Origin of the sequence: Salipiger marinus (assembly GCF_900100085.1) — a bacterium.
Lineage (GTDB): Bacteria > Pseudomonadota > Alphaproteobacteria > Rhodobacterales > Rhodobacteraceae > Salipiger > Salipiger marinus.
Genome location: NZ_FNEJ01000004.1, coordinates 139478 through 162584, shown reverse-complemented (window position 1 = coordinate 162584; position 23107 = coordinate 139478). Strand labels below are relative to the sequence as shown.

Below are 23107 nucleotides of genomic sequence, written 5' to 3'. Positions count from 1 at the left end.
GGCACCCGCACCCCAAGGGAGGAACGACGAATGGCAGACAGATCCATCGGCACGCCGGAGCAGCTCCGCGATCCGAATTACACGCCGCCGCTGATCAAGGCGGTGCCCTTGGGGATCCAGCATGTGCTGGCCATGTTCGTGTCCAACGTGACGCCTGCGATCATCGTCTGCGGGGCGGCGGGCTTCGGCTACGGCTCCAATTCGCCCGACTTCCCGCAGATGATCTACATGATCCAGATGTCGATGTTCTTTGCGGGCATCGCGACGCTGTTCCAGACCATCGGCTTTGGTCCGGTGGGCGCGCGCCTGCCGATCGTGCAGGGCACCTCTTTCGCCTTCATCCCGATCATGATTCCGCTGGTGGCGGGCAAGGGGGTGGAGGCCATGGCCGTGCTGATGGGCGGCATTCTGGTGGGCGGTCTTTTCCATGCCTGCCTTGGCTTTTTCATCGGCAGGATCCGCTTTGCCCTGCCGCCTCTGGTCACCGGGCTGGTGGTCACGATGATCGGGCTCGCGCTGGTCAAGACCGGCATCCAGTATGCGGCGGGGGGTGTCCCCGCCATCGGCACGGCGGAATACGGATCCGGGCGGAACTGGCTGATGGCGGCGACGGTGATCATCGTGACGCTGGGGCTGAAGTTTTTCGCGCGCGGCATGCTGTCGGTGTCGGCGGTGCTGATCGGGCTGCTGGTCGGCTATGTGCTGGCCTTTGCCCTGGGCGAGGTGAGCCTTGCCAGCGTCGGCAGTGCGGCGTCGTTCGCGCTGCCCGATCCGCTGCATTTCGGGCTGGAATTTTCGGTGGCGGCGGTCATCGGGTTCTGCCTGCTGGGCTTTGTCTCGGCGGTGGAGACGGTGGGCGATGTCAGCGGCATCACCAAGGGCGGCGCGGGCCGCGAGGCCACAGATACCGAAATTCAGGGCGCGACCTTTGCCGATGGTCTGGGCACCGCGCTGTCGGGCCTGTTCGGCGCGCTGCCCAACACCTCGTTCAGCCAGAATGTCGGGCTGATCGCCATGACCGGCGTCATGAGCCGCACGGTGGTCACCATCGGCGCGGTCTTCCTGATCCTCTGCGGGCTGGTGCCGAAAATCGGCGCGGTGATCTCTTCGGTGCCGATCGAGGTGCTGGGCGGCGGCGTCATCGTGATGTTCGGCATGGTCGTGGCGGCGGGCATCTCGATGCTGTCGGACGTGACGTGGAACCGCCGCAACATGGTGATCTTTGCCATCGCCCTGTCGCTGGGCCTTGGCCTGCAGCTGGAACCCGCCGCGCTGCAATATCTGCCGGGCACGATGATGGTGCTGGCGACCTCGGGCATCCTGCCTGCGGCGGTCATTGCCATCGCGCTCAACCTCATCCTGCCGCAGGAGCTTGCGGACGAAGCCACCGAAGAGGTGTCGGGCGGCATGGCCGGACGCGGCAAATCCACGACCGCCCCCGACCGGGTCTGAACCACGCTTACCGGAGGTTGCAGGACGGAGGGCCCTAGCGGGCCTTCCGTTTTAGTGCGTCCAGCAGCCGGATCGACCATGGCAGGAAACCATAGCTGATCAGGCAGACATTCACCGACACGGCAAGCACGGTCCGCCCCGGTTCCGGAAACGGCGGCAGCAGCAGATCCGCAAGCCAGCCCAGCGTCAGGATCAGCCCGATCAGGATCGCCACCGTCTCGGGCTTGCTGACCCTGACCCGGTCGGGCTGCAGCAGCGCCAGCCCGTCAAACGCCGCCCGTTCCGATATGTCGAGACAGTGCCGGTCCAGATCCGCGATCAGCCGCTGCCGTTCCGGCGCGCGGTCCCATGCCTCCAGATCCCTGCGGGAGCGGAAGCTGAACACCGTCACCAGATCGATCTCGTCGCCATGCGGCGGCAGCCAGCTGTCCTGTGCGCCAAGGAAGCCTTCGGCCTGCGCTGCGGCGGCCCGCAGCCGGGCATGGGCGGCGATCACCTCGGGCCGGGCCTCTTGCCGCATCCGGCGCAGGATCACCGTGACGACGTGGGATGGGGCGTGCGGCATGGTCTGCTCCTGCGGTCTGTCGTCTGTCCTTACGGCAAAAGCCCCGGCCGTGCGACAGCCGGGGCGGGTCTGTCAGGGGCAAGGGCCGGGTCAGTGCCCGCCTTCCGCCTGCAGCGCGGCGTGGCGCAGGTCGTCCTCGCTGACCTCGCGGGCGCCGTTGAACACGACATTCAGCGCGACGGCGGTGATCGAGGCCAGCAGGATGCCAGAGTCGATCAGCGGTTCGATGGCGTGCGGCAGCCACATGGAAAACTGCGGCGCGATCAGCGGGATCATCCCCATCCCCAGCGAAATCGCCACGATCAGCCCGTTGAAGCGGTTGGCCTTGAAATCGACCCCGCCAAGGATGCGGATGCCGGTGGCCGCGACCATGCCGAACATCACCAGCCCGGCCCCGCCCAGCACGGCGACCGGCAGCGATTCCACCAGCGCGCCCATCTTGGGCACCAGCCCCAGCACGATCATGATCGCGCCGCCCATCACGCAGACATAGCGCGAGCGGATGCCGGTGACGCCGACCAGCCCGACATTCTGGCTGAACGAGGTATAGGGGAAGGTGTTGAACAGCCCGCCGATCAGCGTGCCCAGCCCGTCCGTGCGCAGGCCCGCAGACAGCGACGGGCGTTCGATGGTGCGCCCGCAGATATCCCCCAGCGCAAGGAACATGCCGGTGGATTCGATCATCACCACGATCATGACCAGCGTCATGGTCAGGATCATCACCGGATCAAAGATCGGCAGGCCAAAGCGGAAGGGGGTGATCAGTTCGAACCAGTCGGCGCGGTCCACATGGTCGAAATGCATGAGACCCATGGAGGCGGCAAGCACCGCGCCCACGATGATCCCCAGCAGCACCGAGATGTTGGCCAGAAAGCCGCGGGCGAATTTCATCACCAGAATGATCGTGGTCAGCACCACCGCCGAAATCGCCATGTTGAGCGGGGTGGCATAATTCACGTTGTCCAGCGTGGCGGCCAGCCGCAGGCCTTCGGGCATGGCGGGCACGGTGCCCTCGGGCAGGCTGGCCAGCCGCTGCAGCCAGTCGGCATGGGCCGGATCGACGACCTGCGGCGCGGTGGCGCCCACCGGCACGCCGAAGATCCAGTTGATCCCCACCCGCATCAGCGTGACGCCGATCACAAGGATGATCGTGCCGGTGACGATGGGCGGGAAAAACCGCAGCATCCGGCTGACCAGCGGCGCGATCAGCATCGCGATGATGCCCGCCCCGATGATGGCGCCAAAGATCATCCGCGCGCCATCGGTGCCCGGGTTGCTGGCGGCGATGGACACCATCGGCCCGACCGAGGCGAAGGTCACCCCCATCATCACCGGCATGCGGATGCCGAACCATTTCGTGGCCCCCATCGACTGGATGATGGTGACCAGACCGCAGACGAACAGATCCGCCGAAATCAGGAAGGCCACCTGTTCCGGCGTCAGCTGCAGCACCCGCCCGACGATCAGCGGCACCGCGATGGCGCCCGCATACATCACCAGCACATGCTGCAGGCCAAGCGTAAAGAGCTTGCCCGCAGGCAGCCGTTCATTGACCGGATCCACGAGATCTTTTGTTGACATGTTTTCCTCCTCCAAAGGGTGCCACCCTGCGGTGGCGGGGGCGCGCGACCCTCCCTGACCGCGCGCCGCGGGATCGTTCAGCCGTAGGTGGCGACGTCGGCGCCAGCCAGAGCGGCGATGTTCAGCAGGCCGCGCGGCGTCACGCCGGGCGTGACGATATGGGCGCGGTTGCCCATGCCCATCAGGATCGGGCCCACCTCCAGCCCGTTCGCTGCACTTTTCAGCAGGTTGCGCGCGGCGCCTGCCGCGTCGGTGGTGGCATAGACCAGCACATTGGCCGCACCCTCCAGCCGGTTGCCGGGCAGCAGCCGCTCGCGCAGCGCCGGATCCAGCGCCGCATCGGTGTGCATCTCGCCCTCATACTGGAAATCGCGCGGCTGGCCGTCGAGGATCGCGAGCGCGCCGCGCATGGCCCGGCCCGACCGGTTGTCCAGATTGCCGAACTGCGACCCCGAGCAGAGCGCGATCTTCGGCTCCAGCCCGAAGCGGCGGACATGGCGGGCGGCGGCCAGCACGGTGCGGGCCAGCGTCTCGGGGCCCTGTTCGACATGCACATGGGTGTCGGCGACAAAAAGCGGCCCGTCTTCAAGGATCACCAGCGACAGGGCCCCCGCAGGCGACAGATCCGGCGTCGACAGCATCTGGCTGACATAGTTCAGATGCCACAGATACTGGCCGAAGGTGCCGCAGATCAGGCTGTCCGCATCGCCGCGATGCACCATGGTGGCGGCAATCGCCGTGGTGTTGGTGCGCAGCACCGCCTTGGCCAGATCGGGCGTCACGCCATGGCGGCGCATGACCTGATGATAGCTCTGCCAGTAATCGCGGTACCGCTCGTCGCTTTCGGGATTCACGATCTCGAAATCCCGCCCCGGCTGGATCGACAGCCCGGCCCGGTCGATGCGCTGTGCGATCACCTCGGGGCGCCCGATGAGGATGGCGTGATCGGTGCTGTCCTCGCTCATCACCTGTGCCGCGCGCAGCACGCGGTCATCCTCGCCCTCGGCAAAGACGATGCGGCGGCGCGACAGGCGGGCGGCGGCAAAGACCCCGCGCATCACCAGCGAGGATTTGAACACCTCCGCCTCCAGCACCTGCCGGTAATCCTCCAGATCCAAGACGCGCCGCGCCCGACTCCATTGCCGCCCGCGCCACCGCGACGGCGACGGTTGGCAGCAGGCGCGGATCGAAGGGTTTGGGGATCAGGTAGTCGGGGCCGAAGGTCAGGCGCTCGCCCTCATAGGCCACGCCCACCTCGGCAGAGGTGGTCTGCCGGGCCAGCGCCGCGATGGCATCCACACAGGCCAGCTTCATCGCGTCGTTGATCTCTGTCGCCTCGGCATCAAGCGCGCCACGGAAGATGAACGGGAAACACAGCACGTTATTGACCTGGTTCGGGAAATCCGACCTGCCGGTGGCGATCATCGCCCCCGGGGCTGCGGTGCGCGCCGCATCGGGCATGATTTCCGGGGTCGGATTGGCGAGCGCGAAGATGATCGGCGTCTCGGCCATCTCGCGCACGCTTGCGGTGGGCAGCGCGCCGGGACCGGAGAGGCCCAGAAACATGTCCGCGCCTTTCAGCGCCTGTTCCAGCGTCAGCCCGGCGGGGGCGGTGGCAAAGACCATCTGTTCGGGGGCGAGCCCGGTGCGCCCGGCATGCAGCACGCCCGACCGGTCAAAGACGGTGATGTTGTCCAGCGGCACGCCCATCTTGTGCAGCATGGTCAGGCAGGCCACCCCGGCAGCCCCCGCCCCCAGCCCGACGATGCGGATGTCCTGCGCGCGCTTGCCCGCAAGGCGCAGCGCGTTCTGCACGGCGGCGGCAACCACGATGGCAGTGCCGTGCTGGTCATCGTGAAAGACCGGAATGCCCATGCGGTCGCGGCAGATCCGCTCCACGGTGAAACAGTCGGGCGCCTTGATGTCTTCAAGGTTAATGGCGCCAAAGGTCGGCTCCAGCCGGCAGACCAGATCGGCCAGCGCCTCGGGATCGGGTTCGTCCACCTCGATGTCGAAACAGTCGATCCCGGCGAATTTCTTGAACAGCACCGCCTTGCCCTCCATCACCGGCTTGGCGGCCTGCGCGCCGATATTGCCCAGACCCAGCACGGCGGTGCCGTTGGAAATGACCGCGACAAGGTTGCGCTTGGCGGTGTAGCGCGTGGCCAGCGCCGGATCGGCCGCGATCTCCAGACAGGCCTCGGCGACTCCGGGCGAATAGGCGCGGCTCAGGTCGCGGGCCGTGGCCATGGGCTTGGTCGGGCGGATCTCCAGCTTTCCGGGGCGCGGATGGGCGTGATAGTCAAGCGCCGCCTGCCGTTCCAGCTGCTGCCGCGAGGCTTCGGGATCCATGCGTTTCTCCTCCTGTCGGGGTGGGGTGGCTCAGGCCGCTGGATCGGGGCGGGCGGCCATGCGCTGCGCCATCTCGATCAGGCGGGCCGAAAAGCCCCATTCGTTGTCATACCAGCCCATCAGCCGCAGCTGCCGGGTGCCGGTGGTCATGGTTTCGGGCAGCGCCAGCACCAGCGATTCCGGGCGGCCCCGGAAATCCGTCGACACGCAGGGATCGTCGGTCAGCCCCACCAGCGGCGAGCCGTCAAAGGCCTCGCGCAGGAAATCGGTGACGGGCTGTTCGAAATCCTCGCAGGTGCGGATCACCGCATCGATGGCCGAGACGGACAGGCAGGGCACGCGCAGGGCGGCGATGCTGAGCCGTCCCTGAAATTCCGGCAGCACGCCGATCACCTGCCCGGCGGCACTGGTGGTGGTGGGGATCATCGACACGGCGGCGGCGCGGCTGCGTTCGGGCGAGGGGCCGGGCCGGTCCACCGTGGGCTGGCTGCCGGTATAGCAGTGCACCGTGGTGAAATGGGCCTTTTCGATGCCGAGCCCAAGATCAAGCATCCGCAGCAGCGGCGCGATGGCATTGGTGGTGCAGGAGGCGTTGGACACGATGCGCGCCGCCCCCAGTTCCTGATCGTTGGCGCCCAGCACCACCGTCACGTCAGCGGCGGGCGAGGGCCCCGAGATCAGGACAGAGCGCGCGCCCGCGACCAGCCCCGCCTCGGCCATGGGTCGCGCCTGCGCCTGCCCGGTGCAGTCCAGCACCACATCGACGTCGCGCAGATCCAGCGCGCGCAGGTCGGGCGCCTGCGTGAAGGCGATGCGGCGCCGGTCCACCCCGATCCAGCCCCTGCCGGTGCTGACCGTGCCGGGGAAGGGGCCATAGACGCTGTCATAACGCAGCAGATAGGCGCAGGTGTCGAGCGGGGCAATGTCGTTGATCCCGACGATGTCCAGCTTGGCCCCCGCCGCGACGATCTGGCGAAACACCGTCCGGCCGATCCGGCCAAAACCGTTGAGAAAGATGCGCACGGGGCGGGTCATGCGCGGCCCCCATACATCAGCACCAGCGCGGGCAGCCACGCGGTCAGCACGCCGCTGCACAGGGTGGCCAGCGCCGTCTGCCGCCGGAAGCCGCGCTGCAGCGCCAGCGTCAGGAAATACAGGAACCACAGCCCGGCCCACGCGAGCCAGCACAGGCCCAGCCATGTCTCCATCGCGGTGGTGGCGGCGCGCAGGGTCCGCACCGCCTCTGGCAGCACCGACAGCGCCACGAACAGCGAAAACCACCCCAGCCCGCGCCCGTCCGATCCGCTGACCCGGTTGAAGGCCACCCACAGATAGGTGACGCTGAACAGAAGGGTCATCGCCACGGCGCGCACATCGGCCACGTCCCGCGCCTGCACCAGCGACACGGCGGCGACGGCGGCGGTGATCGCGGCGGTGGCGCCGTTGATCAGCACGATCTCGCGGTCGTCGATGCGCCCGGCCATCCACAGGCCGTTCAGCACCAGCACGGCACCGACAAACAGCAGAGACAGGGGCAGCAGCATGGCGCGGGCCTTTGCATCGGACATGAGCGGAGAGGCAGGCTGCGGCGCATCCGCCGCAGCCCGGTGATCTGTCGAAAGGTGAGGGGGGGGTCTAGAAATCGACCTCGATCGCGCGGCCTTGGGCCACGGCCAGATCGACCACCGCCGCCGCGACCGCCAGATCCTGCAGGCCGACCCCGGTGCCGTCAAACAGCGTGATCTCGGCGGCGTCTTTGCGGCCCGGATGGGTGCCGTTGATCACCGCGCCCAGCTGGGCGATGTCCGCCTCCTGCAGCAGCCCCTCGGCGATGGCGTGCTGCGCCTCGCCGATGCTGACCGACTGCGCGATCTCGTCGGCAAAGACCGTGGCGCGGGCCAGCAGCGCCGCCTCCACCTCCTGCTTGCCCTTGGTGTCGGTGCCCATGCAGGCGATATGGGTGCCGGGGCTGACATGCTCCGCCAGCAGCGAGGGCGCAAAGGCCGAGGTGATGGTGATGATGACATCGGCCTCGGCCATGCCGGGCAGATCCACCGCCGCGAAGGGCAGGCCCGCCTCGGTTGCCACCTTTTCGATGTTGGGCAGCATCTCGGGGTGGTAATTCCAGCCGATCACCTTTTCAAAGCCGCGCTGCTCCAGCGCCGCGCGCAGCTGGAAGGTGGCCTGATGCCCGGCGCCGATCATGCCGATCACCTTTGCGTCCTTGCGGGCCAGATGCCGGATCGACACCGAGGAGGCGGCGGCGGTGCGCAGCGCGGTCAGCAGGTTGCCCCCCACCATCGCCCGCACCTTGCCGGTGTCGGGATCGAACAGGAACACGGTGGACTGGTGGTTGATCAGCCCGCGCTTGTCCATGTTGTTCGGCCAGTAGCCCCCGGCCTTCAGGCCCAGCGTCAGCCCGGCGCGGTCGAACCCGCCCTTGAAGCCATAAAGCGCGTCTTCATGGCCGATGGCCTCGCGCACCACCGGGAAGTTATAGGCCTTGTCGGCGGCCATGGCGGCAAAGACCTGTTCCACAGCCGCAAAGGCCGCGTCGCGGGTCATCAGGTCGGCGATCTCGCGTTCGGGCACGATCAGCATGGGTCTCTCCGTGGATGATGTTTCGTGCGCCCGCGTGCCGCTGCCGGGGGGATGGCATACACGGCGGGCGACTTCCGGCTCCTCCCGAACCGGCCCCCCTGTGGGGATCAGTAGGCCTTGCCGCGCGCCGACACCGGCCAGACGCATTCGACCTTGCCGTTCCGCACGCCCACATACCAGTCATGGACATTGGCGGTGGGGTCGCAGTGGCCGGGCACGAGGCGCAGCTTGTCATTGACCTTCAGCACGCCCTTGGGATCGCTGATCACGCCATGCTCGTCCGAGCATTTGACATATTCCACGTCATCGCGGCCAAAGATCACCGGCAGGCCGCTGTCCACCGACTGCGCCTTGAGGCCCGCATCGCAGATCGCCTTGTCCGCCTTGGCATGGCTCATGACCGAGGTCAGGATGAAGAAGGCGTTTTCCCATTCGCCCGCGTCGATGCGCTTGCCGTCCTTGTCGAGGATGCGGCCGTAATCCGCGTCCATGAAGGCATAGGATCCGCACTGAAGCTCGTTATAGACCCCCGAGGTCGACTCGAAATAGTAGGAACCGGTGCCGCCGCCCGAGACCAGTTCGGTGTCGATGCCTTCGGATTTCAGCGTGTCCACCGCGTCCTTGACCTGTGCCACGGCGGCGTCGATCTTGGCCTGCCGGTCCTCGAAACTGTCCATGTGCTGCATCGCGCCCTGATAGGCCTGAATGCCGCGATAGCTGAGGTTCGGGGCCGCCTCGACGGCGCGCACGATCTCCACCACGGCGGGGGTCGTGGTCACGCCGCAGCGGCCCGCGCCGCAGTCGATTTCCACGAAGATGCCCAGCCGGGTGCCGTAACGCTGCGCCGCCGCCGAGAGTTCGGCCACATTGGCCACGTCATCGACGCAGACGATGATATCGGCGCCCTGCTCGGGCAGGCGGGCCAGACGGTCGATCTTGGCGGGGTCGCGCACCTGATTGGACACCAGCACTTCCTTGATGCCGCCGCGCACGAAGACCTCGGCCTCGGACACTTTCTGGCAGCAGACGCCGACCGCGCCGCCCAGCTCCATCTGCAGCTTCAGCACGTCCACGGATTTGTGCATCTTGCCATGGGCGCGGTGGCGCATGCCATGGGCGCGGGCATAGTCGCCCATCTTGCGGATGTTGCGTTCCAGCGCGTCAAGGTCGAGCACCAGACAGGGCGTCTGGATGTCGGCCTCGTCCATGCCGGGCAGGGCGGGGATGTCGAAGCCCACTTCGAGCTGGTCGAAATTCACGGGTGCGTTCATTGTCTTGTCTCCCTCACTGGGTCCACGGCAGCCGGTCAAGATCGACATTGCCGCCGGTGATGATGATGCCCACGCGCTTGCCCCTGAAGGCGTCGGGCTGTTTCAGGATGGTGGCGAGCGGCACGGCGCTGGACGGCTCCATCACCACGCGCAGATGCTTCCAGATCAGCTTCATCGCGTCGATGATTTCCTGATCCGAGGCGGTGTAGATCTCGCTGACATGGCGGGACACGAAATGCCATGTCAGATCCTTGAGCGGCATCAGCAGCCCGTCGGCGATGGTCTTGGGCGCGTCATCGGCGATGATATGCCCGGCCTTGAAGCTGCGATAGGCGTCATCGGCCTGTTCCGGCTCTGCGGCGATCACCCGGCATTCCGGCGCCAGCGTCGCGAGCGTCAGGCAGGTGCCGGAGATCATGCCGCCGCCGCCGATGGGAGCCACGACCATGTCCAGACCGTCGGTCTGTTCCATGAACTCCCGCGAACAGGTGCCCTGACCCGCGATCACGCGCGGATCGTTGTAGGGGTGCACAAAATCGCCCCCCGTCGCGGCCTGCACCTCGGCAAAGGTCGCCTCGCGGCTGGAGGTGGAGGGCTCGCATTCGGTGATCACGCCGCCATAGCGGCGCACCGTGTCCTTCTTGGCCTGCGGGGCGGTGCGCGGCATCACCACGTTGCAGGGGATGCCCCGGCGCATCGCGGCATAGCTGAGACAGGAGGCATGGTTGCCGCTGGAATGGGTGGCCACGCCCAGCTTCGCCTGCGCCTCGTCCAGCCCGAAGACCGCGTTGGCGGCGCCGCGCACCTTGAAGGCGCCCGGCTCCTGAAAGTTTTCGCATTTGAAGAACAGATCCGCCCCGGTCAGCTCGTTCAGAAAGGCAGATCTGCGGACCTCGGTGCGGCGGATATGCGGCTTGATCCGCTCATGGGCGGCCAGCATGTCCTCGAAGGTGGGGATGATCATCGCGCTGTCCTTCATCTCAGGCGGCCGCCTTCCGGGTCTCGATGCGGCAGCCGCGATAATAGTCCTGCGCCGCCGCCACGCCGGATCCCAGCCGGATGTCCAGTCCCAGATCGGCCATGACCATCTCTGCCGTGGCAAGGCCCGACAGCGCCATGACATCGGTGAGCGACCCCAGATGGCCGATGCGGAACACCTTGCCCGCAACCTCGCCCAGCCCGGTGCCGAAGGCAACGCCATAGGCGCTGGCGGCATGGGAGACGATGTCGGTGGCGTTGAAGCCTTCGGGGGTGCGGATGGCGCTGACCGTGTCCGAATAGACCTCCGGCGACACCGCGCACAGCTCCAGCCCCCAGGCGCGGACGGCGGCGCGCACGCCTTCGGCGATGCGGTGGTGCCGGGCGAAGACATTGTCGAGCCCTTCGGCCAGCAGCATCCCGCAGGCCTCGTTCAGCCCGTTCAGCAGCCCCACGGCGGGGGTATAGGGATAGGCGTTGTTGGCATAGCCCTTCGCCATGTCCTTCACGTCGAAGAAGGTGCGGGGCAGGGTGGCGGTGTCGGTGGCCGCCATGGCCTTTGCGCTGAAGGCGGTGATGGCAAGGCCGGGCGGCAGCATGAAGCCTTTCTGCGATCCGGTCACGGCCACGTCGACCCCCCAGTCGTCGAAGCGGAAGTCCATGGAGGCGATGGAGCTGACCCCGTCGACAAACAGCAGCGCCGGATGGCCTGCGGCATCCAGCGCGCGGCGGACGGCGGCGATGTCGGATTTCACGCCGGTCGCGGTCTCGTTATGGGTGGCCAGAACCGCCTTGATCCGGTGGCCGGTATCGGCGGTCAGGATCTCTTCGTAGCGGTCGGCGGGCAGGCCGTGACCCCACGGGGTTTCCACGATCTCGACCCCGAGCCCGTGGCGCTGGCACATGTCGATCCAGCGGTGGCTGAACATGCCGTTGCGGGCGGCCAGAACCGTATCCCCGGCGGACAGGCAGTTGCTCAGCGCGGTTTCCCAGCCCCCGGTGCCGGTGGACGGAAAGATGAAAATCTGCGCGCTGTCGCTTTTCAGCACCCGGCGCACGCCCTCGCGGGCGGGATGCAGGATCTGGCCGAAGAGCGGCGAGCGGTGGTCGATCGTCGGCATGTCGCAGGCCTTGCGCAGCCGCTCGGGGATGTTGGTCGGACCGGGAATGAAAACCGGGTTCTGAAAGCTCATGGCGTGTCTCCTTCCGTCATGTCCGTCACCTTACGGAGCCCTGCCCGTGCCGCATATTTTTTTGAATGGCTTTTTCATTTTGGGGGTGATCCGGAAAAATCATCCGTTTACAGGGGTTTATATTTTTCATATCGTGAATTCACTTTTCATTAAAAACAGAAGGCATCTCATGGAATTCCAAGACAATGCCGCGCGCGGTCCGCGCAAGGCCCGGGGACGGCCGCGCGACTGGGAGGACAAGACGGCGCAGAACACCATCAAGTCGCTGGACCGGGCGATGGAGGTCTTTGAATTTCTCAGCGAACGGCAGGGGATCGCGCTGAGCGCCATCGCCGATGACATGGGGCAGTCGCCCTCCACCATCTATCGCGTGCTGGTGACGCTGGAGGGACGGGGGCTGGTGGAATTCGACGCCGAAGAGCAGCTTTGGCATATCGGCCCGCGCGCCTTCATGATCGGGTCGCGGTTCCTGCGCCGCACCAGCCTTGTGGACCGCGCCCGCCCGGTGATGCGCGCGCTGATGGAGGCGACGGGCGAGACCGCCAATCTGGGCGTCGAGAAAGAGGGAAAGGTGCTGTTCCTCAGTCAGGTCGAAACCCATGCCAATATCCGCGCCTTCTTTCCGCCGGGCACGCTGTCGGCGATGCACGCCTCTGGCATCGGCAAGGCGCTGCTGGCGCAGATGGATGACGCGCGGCTGGCGCGCAGGCTGGAGGGGGGGCTTGACGCCTTCACCGAAAAGACGGTGACCGACCGGGACAGGCTGATGGCGGATCTGCGGCAGATCCGGGCGCGCGGCTATTCCTGCGACGACGAGGAGCGCAATATCGGCATGCGCTGCATCGCGGCGCCGGTGTTTGACATCAACGGCGAGGCCATCGCCGGACTGTCGGTGTCTGGCCCCACCAGCCGGGTGACGGCGGAGGCGCTGCACAAGCTGAGCCGCCCCGTGGTCGAGGCGGCCCGCATGCTGACGGAAGCGATCGGCGGAAAGGTCACTCCGCCGCGGGTCTGAGCCCCGCTGGCGACAGCCACGCGACAAGGGAGACGATTTTGGTGGGTCAGCAGGGCCGATTTATCTGCGACCTTGGCCCACCACCCAAGAAGATCAGCGAAGCGCAATTCCGCTGCGGTCGGGCAAATGTCAGTTCCAAGCCTCGAGACATATCAATAGGGGTTTCTGGCGCATTCAGACGTTTGCAGGTTATCTTGCGGATTTCCCTTTCTTCCCTGCGGTCAGATGGATACTTTTGGGAAATAGATATGAGGGGCAGATCATGCGCATTGCAGTTTCTATCGTTATTCTCGCATCGCTGGTGTCGGCGTGTGGCGGCTCGCAGCTTCCGCCGGAACAAAGGGCAGAGCGAGAGGCCAAGCTTGCGCAAACAGACGCTGCGCTGTCCGAAGCCAAAACGGTGACGGTCAATGGCAAAACGTTTCGCGTCGCCCATGTGACCGAACGCGATCAAGCGCTTGTGGACCTTGTGGGACCGTCCACGCCGTATTTCGCCGCGGATATAGAAGCGGCATCGCGCACGGCCACGGGATGTGCGGGCACCTTCGACCCGGGCATTCTGGCTTTTCTGGGGGGAGACATTGCGACAACTGACCTTGCCGCATTGCGCACCAAGGTGTCAGGCCGCTTCGCGGGCTGGTCCGTTTCACTGGAGTGCTGACGGATCCCACCATGACGCGGGGAGCGATTGCGGCCCTATTTGTCTTGCTCGGCGGCTGTTCCGATCAACAGCCGCCACCGGTTTCGGCACATGCGATTGCAGAGGTAAGTGCGCGCCAGAACCGTGTCCCGACTTATCCTCAGCCTGACACGACCTATCTGTCCTTTTCCCGCGCGCATGGGTTTCAGGTGAATTATCTCGCGCCTGAAGGAAAGGCGTGGCTTTGGTATCCCGGCAACAGGCTTGGCGTGCCGGAAGACTACAAAAGGGATGTCGTGGCCGGACAAGAGGCAATGTGCTGGCGCCATCTCCCGAACAGCTTCAATCCAGTGACCCGCAAACAGGGCGGGACGTTTGCGTGTGAAAGCTTGGCTCTTGCGCGGCGCACGGTCGTCTCAGCCCTGCCTGCTGATCCTTTTGCGCTTCAAACGGGAAGAGTGCCCTACACTCTGGATCGCTGCGCCGCCCCTGCAGAGTTCAGCTTCGACCGAACCACCATTTCCTGCTGAAGAGGTTCTGACGCGCCCGGTCTCTGCCGGGCGCGGGTTCGACCCTTGCCTCAGGAGGGGCCGTGTCAGCTTGCGGCAGGCGGTCTGAGGCCGGGCCCTAGACGCGCCCGGTTTACCGGTTGTTCGTCCTGCGGGGCAGGGCCTGCGCGCCGGGGCGCAGCGCCATGTGGCGGTTCACATCCTTGTAGAGCAGGTAGCGGAACCGCCCCGGCCCGCCTGCGTAGCAGGCCTGCGGGCAGAAGGCGCGCAGCCACATGAAATCGCCCGCCTCGACCTCGACCCAGTCATTGTTGAGCTTGTAGACCGCCTTGCCCTCCAGCACGTAAAGCCCGTGCTCCATCACATGGGTCTCAAGGAAGGGAATGACCCCGCCCGGCTGAAAGGTCACGACGGTGACATGCATGTCATGGCGCAGGTCGTTGGGATCGACAAAGCGGGTGGTGGCCCATGCGCCATTGGTGTCGGGCATGGGGGTGGGGGCGATGTCGTTTTCGTTCAGGATCAGCACATCGGGCTCGTCGAGCCCCGGCGCGGGCTCATAGGCCTTGCGCACCCAGTGAAAGCGCAGCACCTCGGGGCCGCGGTTGTGCAGGCGCCAGTCGGCGGAGGGCGGCAGATAGGCATAGCCGCCGGGGGTCAGGCGGTGGGTGTCGCCATTGACCTCCAGCTCCGCCTCGCCCTCGACCACGAACAGCACGCCTTCGGCCTCGGGGTCGGTCTCGGGCGTGTCGGATCCGCCGCCCGGCTGCACTTCCATGATGTATTGCGAAAAGGTCTCGGCAAATCCCGACAGCGGGCGCGCGATCACCCAAAGCCGCGTGCCGGTCCAGCCGGGCAGGAAGCTGGTGACGATGTCGCGCATCGTGCCCTTGGGGATGACCGCGTAAGCCTCGGTAAAGATGGCGCGGTCGGTCAGGAGCTGGTCCTGGCCGGGCAGGCCGCCATGGGGGGCGTAATAGGTCGCGGACATGCAAATCTCCTGAAGGTCGCGGCTGTCCGGAAAGGTATGGCGCGGCGCCATTTCCAGTGAAACCCATAAAGATCGGACAGCTCTTTTCCGAAAATATTGAAAATCCCGGCGGCGGGGGCGCCCGCCGCCGGCTTGGCCGGGATCAGGCCGGTTCGGGATGCCGCATCCGCGCCGCGCCGCGCGCCGCGGCCTTGCGCGGGGTGCCGGCGACATAGACCTCGGCGATGGCGCGGTCATCGCCCATCATCTGCAGGATGAACAGTTCCTCCGCCAGAGTGCTGGCGCGTTCGGCACGCAGCGCCATCGCCTCGGTCGCGCGCACGTTGAGCACGGTGATGTCCGCCTCTGTGCCCGGATCAAGCGTGCCGATGCGGTCCGCCAGCCCCAGCACTTCGGCATTGCCGCGCGTCGCCCAGTGGAAGGCACGCAGCGGATGCAGCGGCTGGCCCTGCAGCTGCAGCACCTTGTAGCCTTCGTTCAGGGTCTGCAGCATGGAATAGCTGGTGCCCGCGCCCACATCGGTGGCGATGCCGCTGGTGATGCCGCGCGCCCGCAGCCCGCCTTCGTCAAAAAGCCCGCTGCCAAGAAACAGGTTCGAGGTCGGGCAGAACACCGGGTGCGCCCCGGTCGCGGCCAGCGCGTCGATCTCGCGCGGGCGCAGGTGGATGGCATGGCCCAGCAGGGTCCGGGGGCCAAGCAGGCCGAAGCGTTCGTAGATGTCGAGGTAATCGCGCGCCTCGGGGTAAAGTTCGGCGGTATAGGCGATTTCCGCCAGATTTTCCGACAGATGCGTCTGGATGTGACAGCCGGGATGCGCGGCGGCAAGCGCGCCTGCCATCTCCAGCTGGTCGGGGGTCGAGGTGATGGCGAACCGCGGGGTGATCACATAGCCGTTGCGCCCCCGCCCGTGCCAGCGCGCGATCAGCGCGGCACTGTCGTCATAGCCCTGCTGCGGCGTGTCGCGCAGCCCGTCGGGCGCGTTGCGGTCCATCATCACCTTGCCGCCCAGCATCCGCATGTCGCGCCGCGTGGCCTCGGCAAACAGCGCCTCGGCGCTGGCGGCATGGACCGAACAGAAGGCCACGGCGGTGGTGGTGCCGTTGACGGTGAGCTGGTCGAGAAAGGCCTGCGCCATGCGCGCGCAGTGGTCGGGATCGGCAAAGCGCAGCTCTTCGGGGAAGGTATAGCCGTTCAGCCAGTCCAGCAGCTGCGCCCCCCACGAGGCGATGACCTGCACCTGCGGGAAATGGATATGCGTGTCGATGAACCCCGCCATCATCAGATGCGGGCGGTGATCCACCACCGGCGCATGGGGGGCCTGCGGCGCGACATCGGCAAAAGCGCCGGAGGCGGCGATCCGCCCGTCGCGCAACAGAAGCCCCGCATCGTCAAGATAGGTATAGGCCTCGGCATCGTCCGGACCGGCCGGGTCGCGATGGAAGGTCAGCAGGCGTCCGCGAAGCAGGGTTTCGGTCATGGGCGGTCTCCGGTCTGTCAGAAAGGGAAGGGGGCGGCGCCGCCGCCCCCGGGGACATCAGGCCCGCTGCGCGGGGCTTGTGTCGTCGATCATGTCGGGCTCGTCGGGGACGATGACGCGCTGGGTCAGATCCTCGCGCGGGGCCACCAGCGGATAGAGGCAGAGGAACCCGCCGATGATGAGATAGCCGATGGTGATGCCGTCGAGTTGCGGCACCTGCAGGGCCGCGGCATGGATCACCCCCACCGAAGACATCACCGCCGCTGCCAGCGCAAAGCCGCCCGCGCGGCGGAACCGCCCTTCGATCACGTCGGCGACGATGGCACCCCAGACCAGCCCGGTCAGGATCGCGCCCTGGCTCAGCGCCAGATGGCCCTCGTAATGCGCGCCCTCCATCAGCAGGGCGGCGGTCAGGCCGTCCTCCCCCAGCGCGGGCAGGTTTTCCGCCCCCGAGGCGCGCAGCGCGTTCATCAGCGAGCCCCATTTGGTGATGAGCAGCGACGAGACATGCGGCAGGATCGCAAAGGACACCGCCGCCATATGCGCGGGTTTCACCGCCCATGCGGTGTTGGTGATGAGACTGACCGAGACAAAGACCAGCACCGGCGCTGCCGCCGCCACCGGGATCAGCCCTGCCAGCAGCGACAGGAAGCCCAGAAACGCCGCCGCCGCGATCACCAGCGCCACGCCGATGATATAGCCCGCGCGCGCGTCAAGCCGCTTGTAGGCGGGATGGCCGATATAGACCGTGGTGGGAAAGGGCGAGCCGAAGACCGCGCCGATCATGGTGCCTGCCCCGTCGGTCAGCTGGCACAGCCCCACCGGATAGCTGTCCCCCGCCGCTTCGGCGGATTCCACGTTGTTCATCGTCTCGATGAAATTGTAGATCTGCACCGGCACCAGAACGAGGAACAGTTCGGGATTGGCGAAGAGATACTGGATCCCCGCGATCAGATCGCCAAAATAGGGCACCGGCGCATAAAACCCGAGCCCCGAGGTGTCGATCCGCGACTCCCCCAGAAACAGCGCGATCAGCGTGCCCGCCGCGATGGCCGCAAGCCCGGCGGGGATGTTGCCGGGCAGGCGGAACCGCCCGATCAGCCCCCACAGGATGAAGAGCAGCGAGGTGAAGCCGATCACCGGATGTTCGAAGATCTGCGACAGCGGCACCGCACCGATGAACATCAGCGCGATCCCGCAGAGCGTGCCCAGCATGCCCGCGCGCGGGGTGATCCGCTTCAGCCACGGGCCGATGATGGCGCCCATGGCCGCGACGATGCCGCCCATGAAGCCCGCGCCGATGCCGACCTGCCACGCCAGCAGCGGATCCTGCGTCGCCCAGTAGATCGGGCCGATCACGCCGAAGAGGTAGACGAACATGACCGGGGTCGAGATGCCGTAGGGCAGGGCGGTGACGTCGCGGCCCTGCCGGGTCGCCGTGACCTTCGCCATGACGGTATAGACCGCGACCCCCGCAAGGATGGCCACCGCCGCCCCCGGCACGATGCGCCCGAAGACGATCTCGGCGGGCATGCCGAACACGAACTGGCAGATCCCCGACAGGATCAGCAGGTTCACGAGATTGTCGGTGAACAGTGCCCAGAAGGCACTGGTATCGCCGGGTGAAAACACCCGGTAGCTGTAACGTGTCCCGTCCATGACGGTCTCCTCCTCCGCTTTGACCAGCTCCGCCGTCCGCTACCGGGCCGACGCTCCCTTCTGGTCGTGGTAATGGCCCGCCTCGGGCCCCTGTCCCGCCTGAGCGGGGCTGGTTGCGACAGTTTCAGAGGTCAGATCAGCCATGATCTCGGCCACGACAAAGGCCGCGATCAGGCTGGGCCGCTTGTCGCGGCTGCCGCTTGCCCCGATAGGGCAGATGAGTTGGTCGAACCCGGCCAGCCCGCCCTGCGCGCGCATCCAGCTTTTCAGCTTGGCGCGTTTGGTGGCGGAACCGATCATGCCGACATAGGCCGCATCGCCCCGGGCCAGCGCCGCGGCGGTCAGCAGGAAATCCAGCCCGTGGTCATGGGTCAGCACGACAAAGGCGCTGCCGGGCGGGGCGGCGGTGATGTCCATTTCCGGCATGACCGACAGCCGGGTTTCCACCGCCGCCTCGCACAGCGCCAGTTCCTGCGCGCGCGGGTCGATCAGGATGCAGCGCACCGGCATGTGCTGCAGCTGCAGGGCGATGGCGCGGCCCACATGGCCCGCGCCCAGCACATAGACATGGGGCAGGGCGCGCGCCTCGGCCCCGGCGCGGCGGAGGGCGGCGCGCTTGTCCGACCCGCGCATCCGGGTCAGCGCCATTTCCACCCGCCCGCCGCAGCACTGGCCGATCTCTGGCCCTAAGGGCACGTCCATGGCCGTGGTCAGCACGCCGTCGCGCAGCATGGCGCGCGCCGCCTCGATGGCGCGGTGTTCCAGCTGGCCGCCGCCGATGGTGCCGTAAACTGCTGCCGGGGCCACGAACATCTCGGTGCCCGCCTCGCGCGGCGAGGAGCCGCGCACCCGGGTCAGCGCCACGCGGATCACCGCGCCCTGCGCCCCGAGGAACCGGGCAAGCTCGGTGACCTGCCGTGCCATGGCCTCAGTCCCCGCGCCGCAGCCGCGCCACGGCCATCAGCACCCGTTCGGGGGTGGCGGGCGCGTCAAGGCGCGGGCAGACGCGGTAATCCGCGACCGAGGCCACCGCCATGGACAGCGCCTCGAAAACCGAGATGCCCAGCATGAAGGGCGGCTCTCCCACGGCCTTGGACCGCTTGATGGTCAGTTCGCGGTTCTCCGACCAGTCCGCCAGCCGCACGTTGAAGATGCGCGGCCGGTCAGAGGCGAGCGGGATCTTGTAGGTGGAGGGCGCGTGGGTGCGCAGCCGCCCGGCCTTGTCCCACCACAGTTCTTCGGTGGTAAGCCAGCCCATGCCCTGCACGAAGGCGCCTTCCACCTGCCCCCGGTCCAGCGCCGGGTTCAGCGAGCGGCCCACATCATGCAGGATGTCGGTGCGGTCCACCCGGTATTCGCCGGTCAGCGTGTCGATGGTCACCTCGGAACAGGCGGCGCCATAGGCGTAGTAATAGAAGGGGCGGCCCTGTCCCTTGGCGCGGTCCCAGTGGATTTTCGGCGTCTTGTAGAAGCCCGCCGCCGACAGCTGCATCCGCGCCAGATAGGCCTGCCGGATGAAGGCGTCAAAGGACAGCACCTCGTCGCCCACATGCACCTGATTGGCGACAAACCGCACGGCGTCGGGGGCGACGCTCCAGCGCTCCGCCGCGAAGCTGACCAGCCGCGCCTTGATCTGTTCCACCGCGTCAAGTGCTGCCATGCCGTTGAGGTCGGTCCCCGAGGAGGCGGCGGTGGCGGAGGTGTTGGGCACCTTTTCCGTTGTGGTCTTGGTGATCTTGATGCGCTCGAAATCGACCTGAAACGCCTCGGCCACCACCTGCGCCACCTTGGTGTTGAGCCCTTGGCCCATCTCGGTGCCGCCATGATTGAGGTGGATGGAGCCGTCGCTATAGACATGCACCAGCGCGCCTGCCTGATTGTACCATGTCGCGGTGAAGGAGATGCCGAACTTGACCGGCGTCAGCGCGATGCCCTTTTTCAGCACCTTCGAGGCGGCGTTATGGGCCACGATGTCGCGGCGGCGCTGGCGATAGGCGCTGCTTTCCTCCAGATCCGTGACCAGCCGGTCAAGGATGTTGTCTTCTACCTGCTGGTGATAGGGGGTCAGGTCGCGGCCCGCACCGCCGTAGAAGTTGATCCGGCGCACGTCGAGCGGATCCTGCCCGGTGGCATAGGCGATCTCCTCGATCATCCGTTCCGCTGCCATCACCCCCTGCGGCCCGCCAAAGCCGCGAAACGCGGTGTTGGAGACGGTGTTGGTCTTCATCGGGCGGCTGGTCAGCCGCACATGCGGATAGAAATAGGCGTTGTCGGCATGGAACAGCGCGCGGTCGGTGACCGGGCCGGAGAGGTCGGCGGAAAAGCCGCAGCGCGCCGCAAAGGTGCCGCCCACGGCCAGAATGCGGCCCGTCTCGTCAAAGCCAACGTCGTAATCAATCACGAAATCATGGCGCTTGCCGGTGGCGGTCATGTCCTGATCGCGGTCGGGCCGGATCTTGACCGCACGGTTCCACTTCTTCGCGGCCATGGCGGCGACGACGCAGAACAGGTTCATCTGGCTTTCCTTGCCGCCGAACCCGCCACCCATGCGCCGCACGTCGACCACCACCGCATTGGACGGCACGCCCAGCACATGCGCCACCATATGCTGCGCCTCCGAAGGATGCTGGGTGGAGCAGTGCACCACTATGTCGTCATCCTCGCCGGGGATGGCAAAGGCGATCTGGCCTTCCAGATACATGTGATCCTGCCCGCCCACATGCATCCGCCCGCTGATCCGGTGCGGCGCCTGCGCGAAGCCTGCCTCCACATCGCCCCGCTCCAGCTTCAGCGGCGCGGTCACATGGGGATAGCCCGCCTCCTGTGCCGCAAGCGGATCAAGCGCGTGGGGCAGCACCTCGCAGTCGATCCGTGCCAGTGCTGCCGCACGGCGGGCGATGTCGCGGGTTTCGGCCACCACCGCGAACAGCGGCTGGCCATGGAACTGGATCAGGTCGGTGGGAAAGACCGGCTCGTCATTCTGGCCGGTGGGGCTGATGTCGTTGACCCCGGGCACGTCGGCGGCGGTCAGCACCCCCACCACGCCCGGATAGGCCAGCACTGCAGTGAGGTCGAGCCCGTTCAGCCGGGCATGGGCCACGTCCGACACGCCCAGATAGGCGTGCAGCGTGCCTTCCGGCTGGGCGATGTCATCGGTGTAATCGGCGCGGCCCGTCACATGTTTGACGGCGCTGTCATGGGTGCGGTCGGTATGGGCCGCGCCGCTGATGGTCAGGGTATCCTTCATCGTGCTGTCCTTTCCCGGCTTACGCGGTTTCAAGTTGGATGGGGGCGGTGGTGGCGGCGTCATGTTCCAGAAAGAAGCGGCGCAGCAGGTTCTGCGCGCCCAGCATCCGGTAGGCCGCCGAGGCCCGCCAGTCGTCCAGCGGGGTGAAATCCTGCGCCAGCGCCTCTGCCGCCGCCTCGAACGCCGCTTCTGACCAAGGCTGGCCGGTCAGCGCCCGTTCGGCACCGCTGGCGCGTTTGGGGGTCGCCGCCATGCCGCCAAAGGCCAGCCGGGCCTGCGTGATCCGGCCCTGCTCCACGGTGATGCGGAATCCCGCCGCCACCGCCGAGATATCCTCGTCCCGGCGCTTGGACAGCTTGTAGGCGGCATGAAGGTCATCGGCGCCGGGCAGGGGAATGTGGATGCTTTCCACAAATTCGCCCGCCGCGCGGTCCTGCTTGCCGTAATCAAGGAAGAAGTCCTGCAGCGGCAGGCGGCGGCGGTCGGCGCCGTGGCGCAGCACGATCTCTGCCCCAAGCGCGATCAGCACCGGCGGCGTGTCCCCGATGGGCGAGCCATTGGCGATGTTGCCGCCCACGGTGCCCATGTTGCGCACCTGCCATCCGGCGATGCGGTCCCAGTAGCGCGACAGATGCGGCAGGTGCTCGGCCAGAACGCTCTGGCAGTCGGTATAGCTGGCGCTTGCGCCGATCAGCAGGCTGTCGCCCTGCCGTTCGACCCGTTTCAGCGCGTCCAGATGCCCGATGAAGATCGCAGGCCCGATGGGGCGCAGGAATTTGGTGACCCAGAGCCCGACATCGGTGGCCCCGGCGATGATCGTCGCCCCCGGCCAGCGCAGCAGGCAGTCGGCCAGATCGTCCACGTCGGCAGGCAGGATGGCCAGATTGTCCTGCGGCCCGCTGATCACGCGCCGCCCGTCGCGCAGCGCGGCAAGCCGTGCCGTCATCGCCTCGCGTTCGGCGGTCAGGTGATCCGAGGCGGGGGTGCCGTAGCGGCTGACCGCCACGGCGGCGCGGATGATCGGCGCATAGCCGGTGCAGCGGCAGAGATTGCCCTGCAGGGCGGTTTCCACCTGCGCCTCGGTCGGCTCCGGCGTCTGCATCCACAGCGCGTAAAGCGACATCACGAAGCCCGGCGTGCAGAAGCCGCACTGGCTGCCGTGATGGTCGATCATCGCCTGCTGCACCGGGTGCAGCCGCCCGTCGGGCCCGGCCAGATGTTCGATGGTGACGACGTGGCAGCCATCGACCGAAGCCAGAAAGCGGATGCAGGCATTGACCGGCGCATAGACCAGCCCGGTGGCGGTCAGCCGTCCGACCAGCACGGTGCAGGCGCCGCAGTCGCCCTCGGCGCAGCCTTCCTTGGTGCCGGTCAGGCGCCGCTCCAGCCGCAGGAAATCAAGCAGGGTGCGGCTGGCCTCGACATCGCGGACCGAGATTTCTTTGCCGTTGAGTATGAAACGAATGTCGTCGCGATCTGTCATGCTGTCCTCCGCTTGGCCTTGGGTCTTGGGTCACGCATCCCGGGGCCACGCACAGCATACGGCGCGAAATTGGCTCGAAAAATCGCTCGTATC

At 66.8% G+C, this 23107-nt stretch carries 18 protein-coding genes and 1 pseudogene; 4 read left to right on the top strand and 15 right to left on the bottom strand.

Features of this window, described 5'->3' with window-relative positions:
* Window positions 1-30: 30 nt before the first annotated feature.
* On the top strand, window positions 31-1452 hold the full coding sequence (locus tag BLR51_RS05930) for a uracil-xanthine permease family protein (RefSeq protein ID WP_089844943.1): 1422 nt from the start codon (window positions 31-33) through the stop codon (window positions 1450-1452).
* A 34-nt stretch (window positions 1453-1486) separates the two neighbouring features.
* Here BLR51_RS05930 and BLR51_RS05925 read toward each other — a convergent pair whose 3' ends face one another.
* The 9 genes and pseudogenes from BLR51_RS05925 to bhcA all read right to left on the bottom strand — a co-directional run bounded on the left by BLR51_RS05925 (window position 1487) and on the right by bhcA (window position 11993).
* On the bottom strand, window positions 1487-2017 hold the full coding sequence (locus BLR51_RS05925) for a putative antibiotic biosynthesis monooxygenase (RefSeq protein WP_089844941.1): 531 nt from the start codon (window positions 2015-2017) through the stop codon (window positions 1487-1489).
* 90 nt (window positions 2018-2107) lie between these two features.
* Window positions 2108-3598, bottom strand: coding sequence for a nucleobase:cation symporter-2 family protein (locus tag BLR51_RS05920; RefSeq protein WP_207543567.1), 1491 nt, complete (start codon window positions 3596-3598; stop codon window positions 2108-2110).
* A gap of 77 nt (window positions 3599-3675) precedes the next feature.
* Window positions 3676-5950, bottom strand: a pseudogene (locus BLR51_RS05915) (NADP-dependent malic enzyme).
* A 30-nt stretch (window positions 5951-5980) separates the two neighbouring features.
* Window positions 5981-6985 carry a type I glyceraldehyde-3-phosphate dehydrogenase gene (locus BLR51_RS05910; protein ID WP_089844937.1) on the bottom strand — a complete coding sequence of 335 codons (1005 nt, stop codon included), beginning with the start codon at window positions 6983-6985 and terminating at the stop codon, window positions 5981-5983.
* Window positions 6982-7518: an AmiS/UreI family transporter gene (locus BLR51_RS05905; protein WP_242656650.1), complete on the bottom strand. Its 537-nt coding sequence runs from the start codon at window positions 7516-7518 to the stop codon at window positions 6982-6984. Before BLR51_RS05905 ends, BLR51_RS05910 begins: the two co-directional genes overlap by 4 nt.
* 67 nt (window positions 7519-7585) lie before the next feature.
* Window positions 7586-8551, bottom strand: coding sequence for an iminosuccinate reductase BhcD (gene bhcD / locus BLR51_RS05900; RefSeq protein ID WP_089844936.1), 966 nt, complete (start codon window positions 8549-8551; stop codon window positions 7586-7588).
* A 107-nt stretch (window positions 8552-8658) separates the two neighbouring features.
* The gene (gene bhcC / locus BLR51_RS05895; protein WP_089844934.1) at window positions 8659-9822 is read right to left on the bottom strand and encodes a 3-hydroxy-D-aspartate aldolase BhcC; all 1164 of its coding nucleotides are present in this window, start codon (window positions 9820-9822) and stop codon (window positions 8659-8661) included.
* A 13-nt stretch (window positions 9823-9835) separates the two neighbouring features.
* On the bottom strand, window positions 9836-10801 hold the full coding sequence (gene bhcB / locus BLR51_RS05890; RefSeq protein WP_089844932.1) for a beta-hydroxyaspartate dehydratase BhcB: 966 nt from the start codon (window positions 10799-10801) through the stop codon (window positions 9836-9838).
* 1 nt (window position 10802) lies between these two features.
* Complete coding sequence (gene bhcA / locus BLR51_RS05885; protein WP_089844930.1) at window positions 10803-11993, bottom strand: L-aspartate--glyoxylate aminotransferase BhcA; 1191 nt, start codon at window positions 11991-11993, stop codon at window positions 10803-10805.
* A 169-nt stretch (window positions 11994-12162) separates the two neighbouring features.
* Between bhcA and bhcR the strand changes: the two genes are divergently transcribed.
* From bhcR to BLR51_RS27360, 3 genes are all read left to right on the top strand, one after another.
* A complete protein-coding gene (bhcR, locus tag BLR51_RS05880; protein WP_089844927.1) occupies window positions 12163-13008 on the top strand; it encodes an HTH-type transcriptional regulator BhcR in 846 nt (281 codons plus the stop codon).
* A gap of 262 nt (window positions 13009-13270) precedes the next feature.
* The gene (locus BLR51_RS27365) at window positions 13271-13669 is read left to right on the top strand and encodes a hypothetical protein (RefSeq protein WP_131821793.1); all 399 of its coding nucleotides are present in this window, start codon (window positions 13271-13273) and stop codon (window positions 13667-13669) included.
* Between the two features lie 11 nt (window positions 13670-13680).
* Window positions 13681-14178 (top strand): hypothetical protein, encoded by a 498-nt coding sequence (locus tag BLR51_RS27360; RefSeq protein ID WP_131821792.1) that lies wholly within the window; start codon window positions 13681-13683, stop codon window positions 14176-14178.
* Between the two features lie 112 nt (window positions 14179-14290).
* Here BLR51_RS27360 and BLR51_RS05875 read toward each other — a convergent pair whose 3' ends face one another.
* The 6 genes from BLR51_RS05875 to xdhA all read right to left on the bottom strand — a co-directional run bounded on the left by BLR51_RS05875 (window position 14291) and on the right by xdhA (window position 23014).
* Window positions 14291-15148, bottom strand: a complete 858-nt coding sequence (locus BLR51_RS05875) for a bifunctional allantoicase/(S)-ureidoglycine aminohydrolase (RefSeq protein ID WP_089845184.1) — start codon at window positions 15146-15148, stop codon at window positions 14291-14293.
* 142 nt (window positions 15149-15290) lie between these two features.
* Complete coding sequence (guaD, locus tag BLR51_RS05870) at window positions 15291-16625, bottom strand: guanine deaminase (RefSeq protein WP_089844925.1); 1335 nt, start codon at window positions 16623-16625, stop codon at window positions 15291-15293.
* 57 nt (window positions 16626-16682) lie between these two features.
* Entirely contained in the window at window positions 16683-18284 is a 1602-nt protein-coding gene (locus BLR51_RS05865; protein ID WP_089844923.1) for a xanthine/uracil/vitamin C permease, read from the bottom strand.
* Window positions 18285-18323: 39 nt separating this feature from the next.
* A complete protein-coding gene (gene xdhC / locus BLR51_RS05860; protein ID WP_089844921.1) occupies window positions 18324-19208 on the bottom strand; it encodes a xanthine dehydrogenase accessory protein XdhC in 885 nt (294 codons plus the stop codon).
* Window positions 19209-19212: 4 nt separating this feature from the next.
* Window positions 19213-21531, bottom strand: a complete 2319-nt coding sequence (gene xdhB, locus BLR51_RS05855; protein WP_089844919.1) for a xanthine dehydrogenase molybdopterin binding subunit — start codon at window positions 21529-21531, stop codon at window positions 19213-19215.
* Window positions 21532-21550: 19 nt separating this feature from the next.
* Complete coding sequence (gene xdhA / locus BLR51_RS05850) at window positions 21551-23014, bottom strand: xanthine dehydrogenase small subunit (RefSeq protein ID WP_089844917.1); 1464 nt, start codon at window positions 23012-23014, stop codon at window positions 21551-21553.
* Window positions 23015-23107 lie beyond the last annotated feature (93 nt).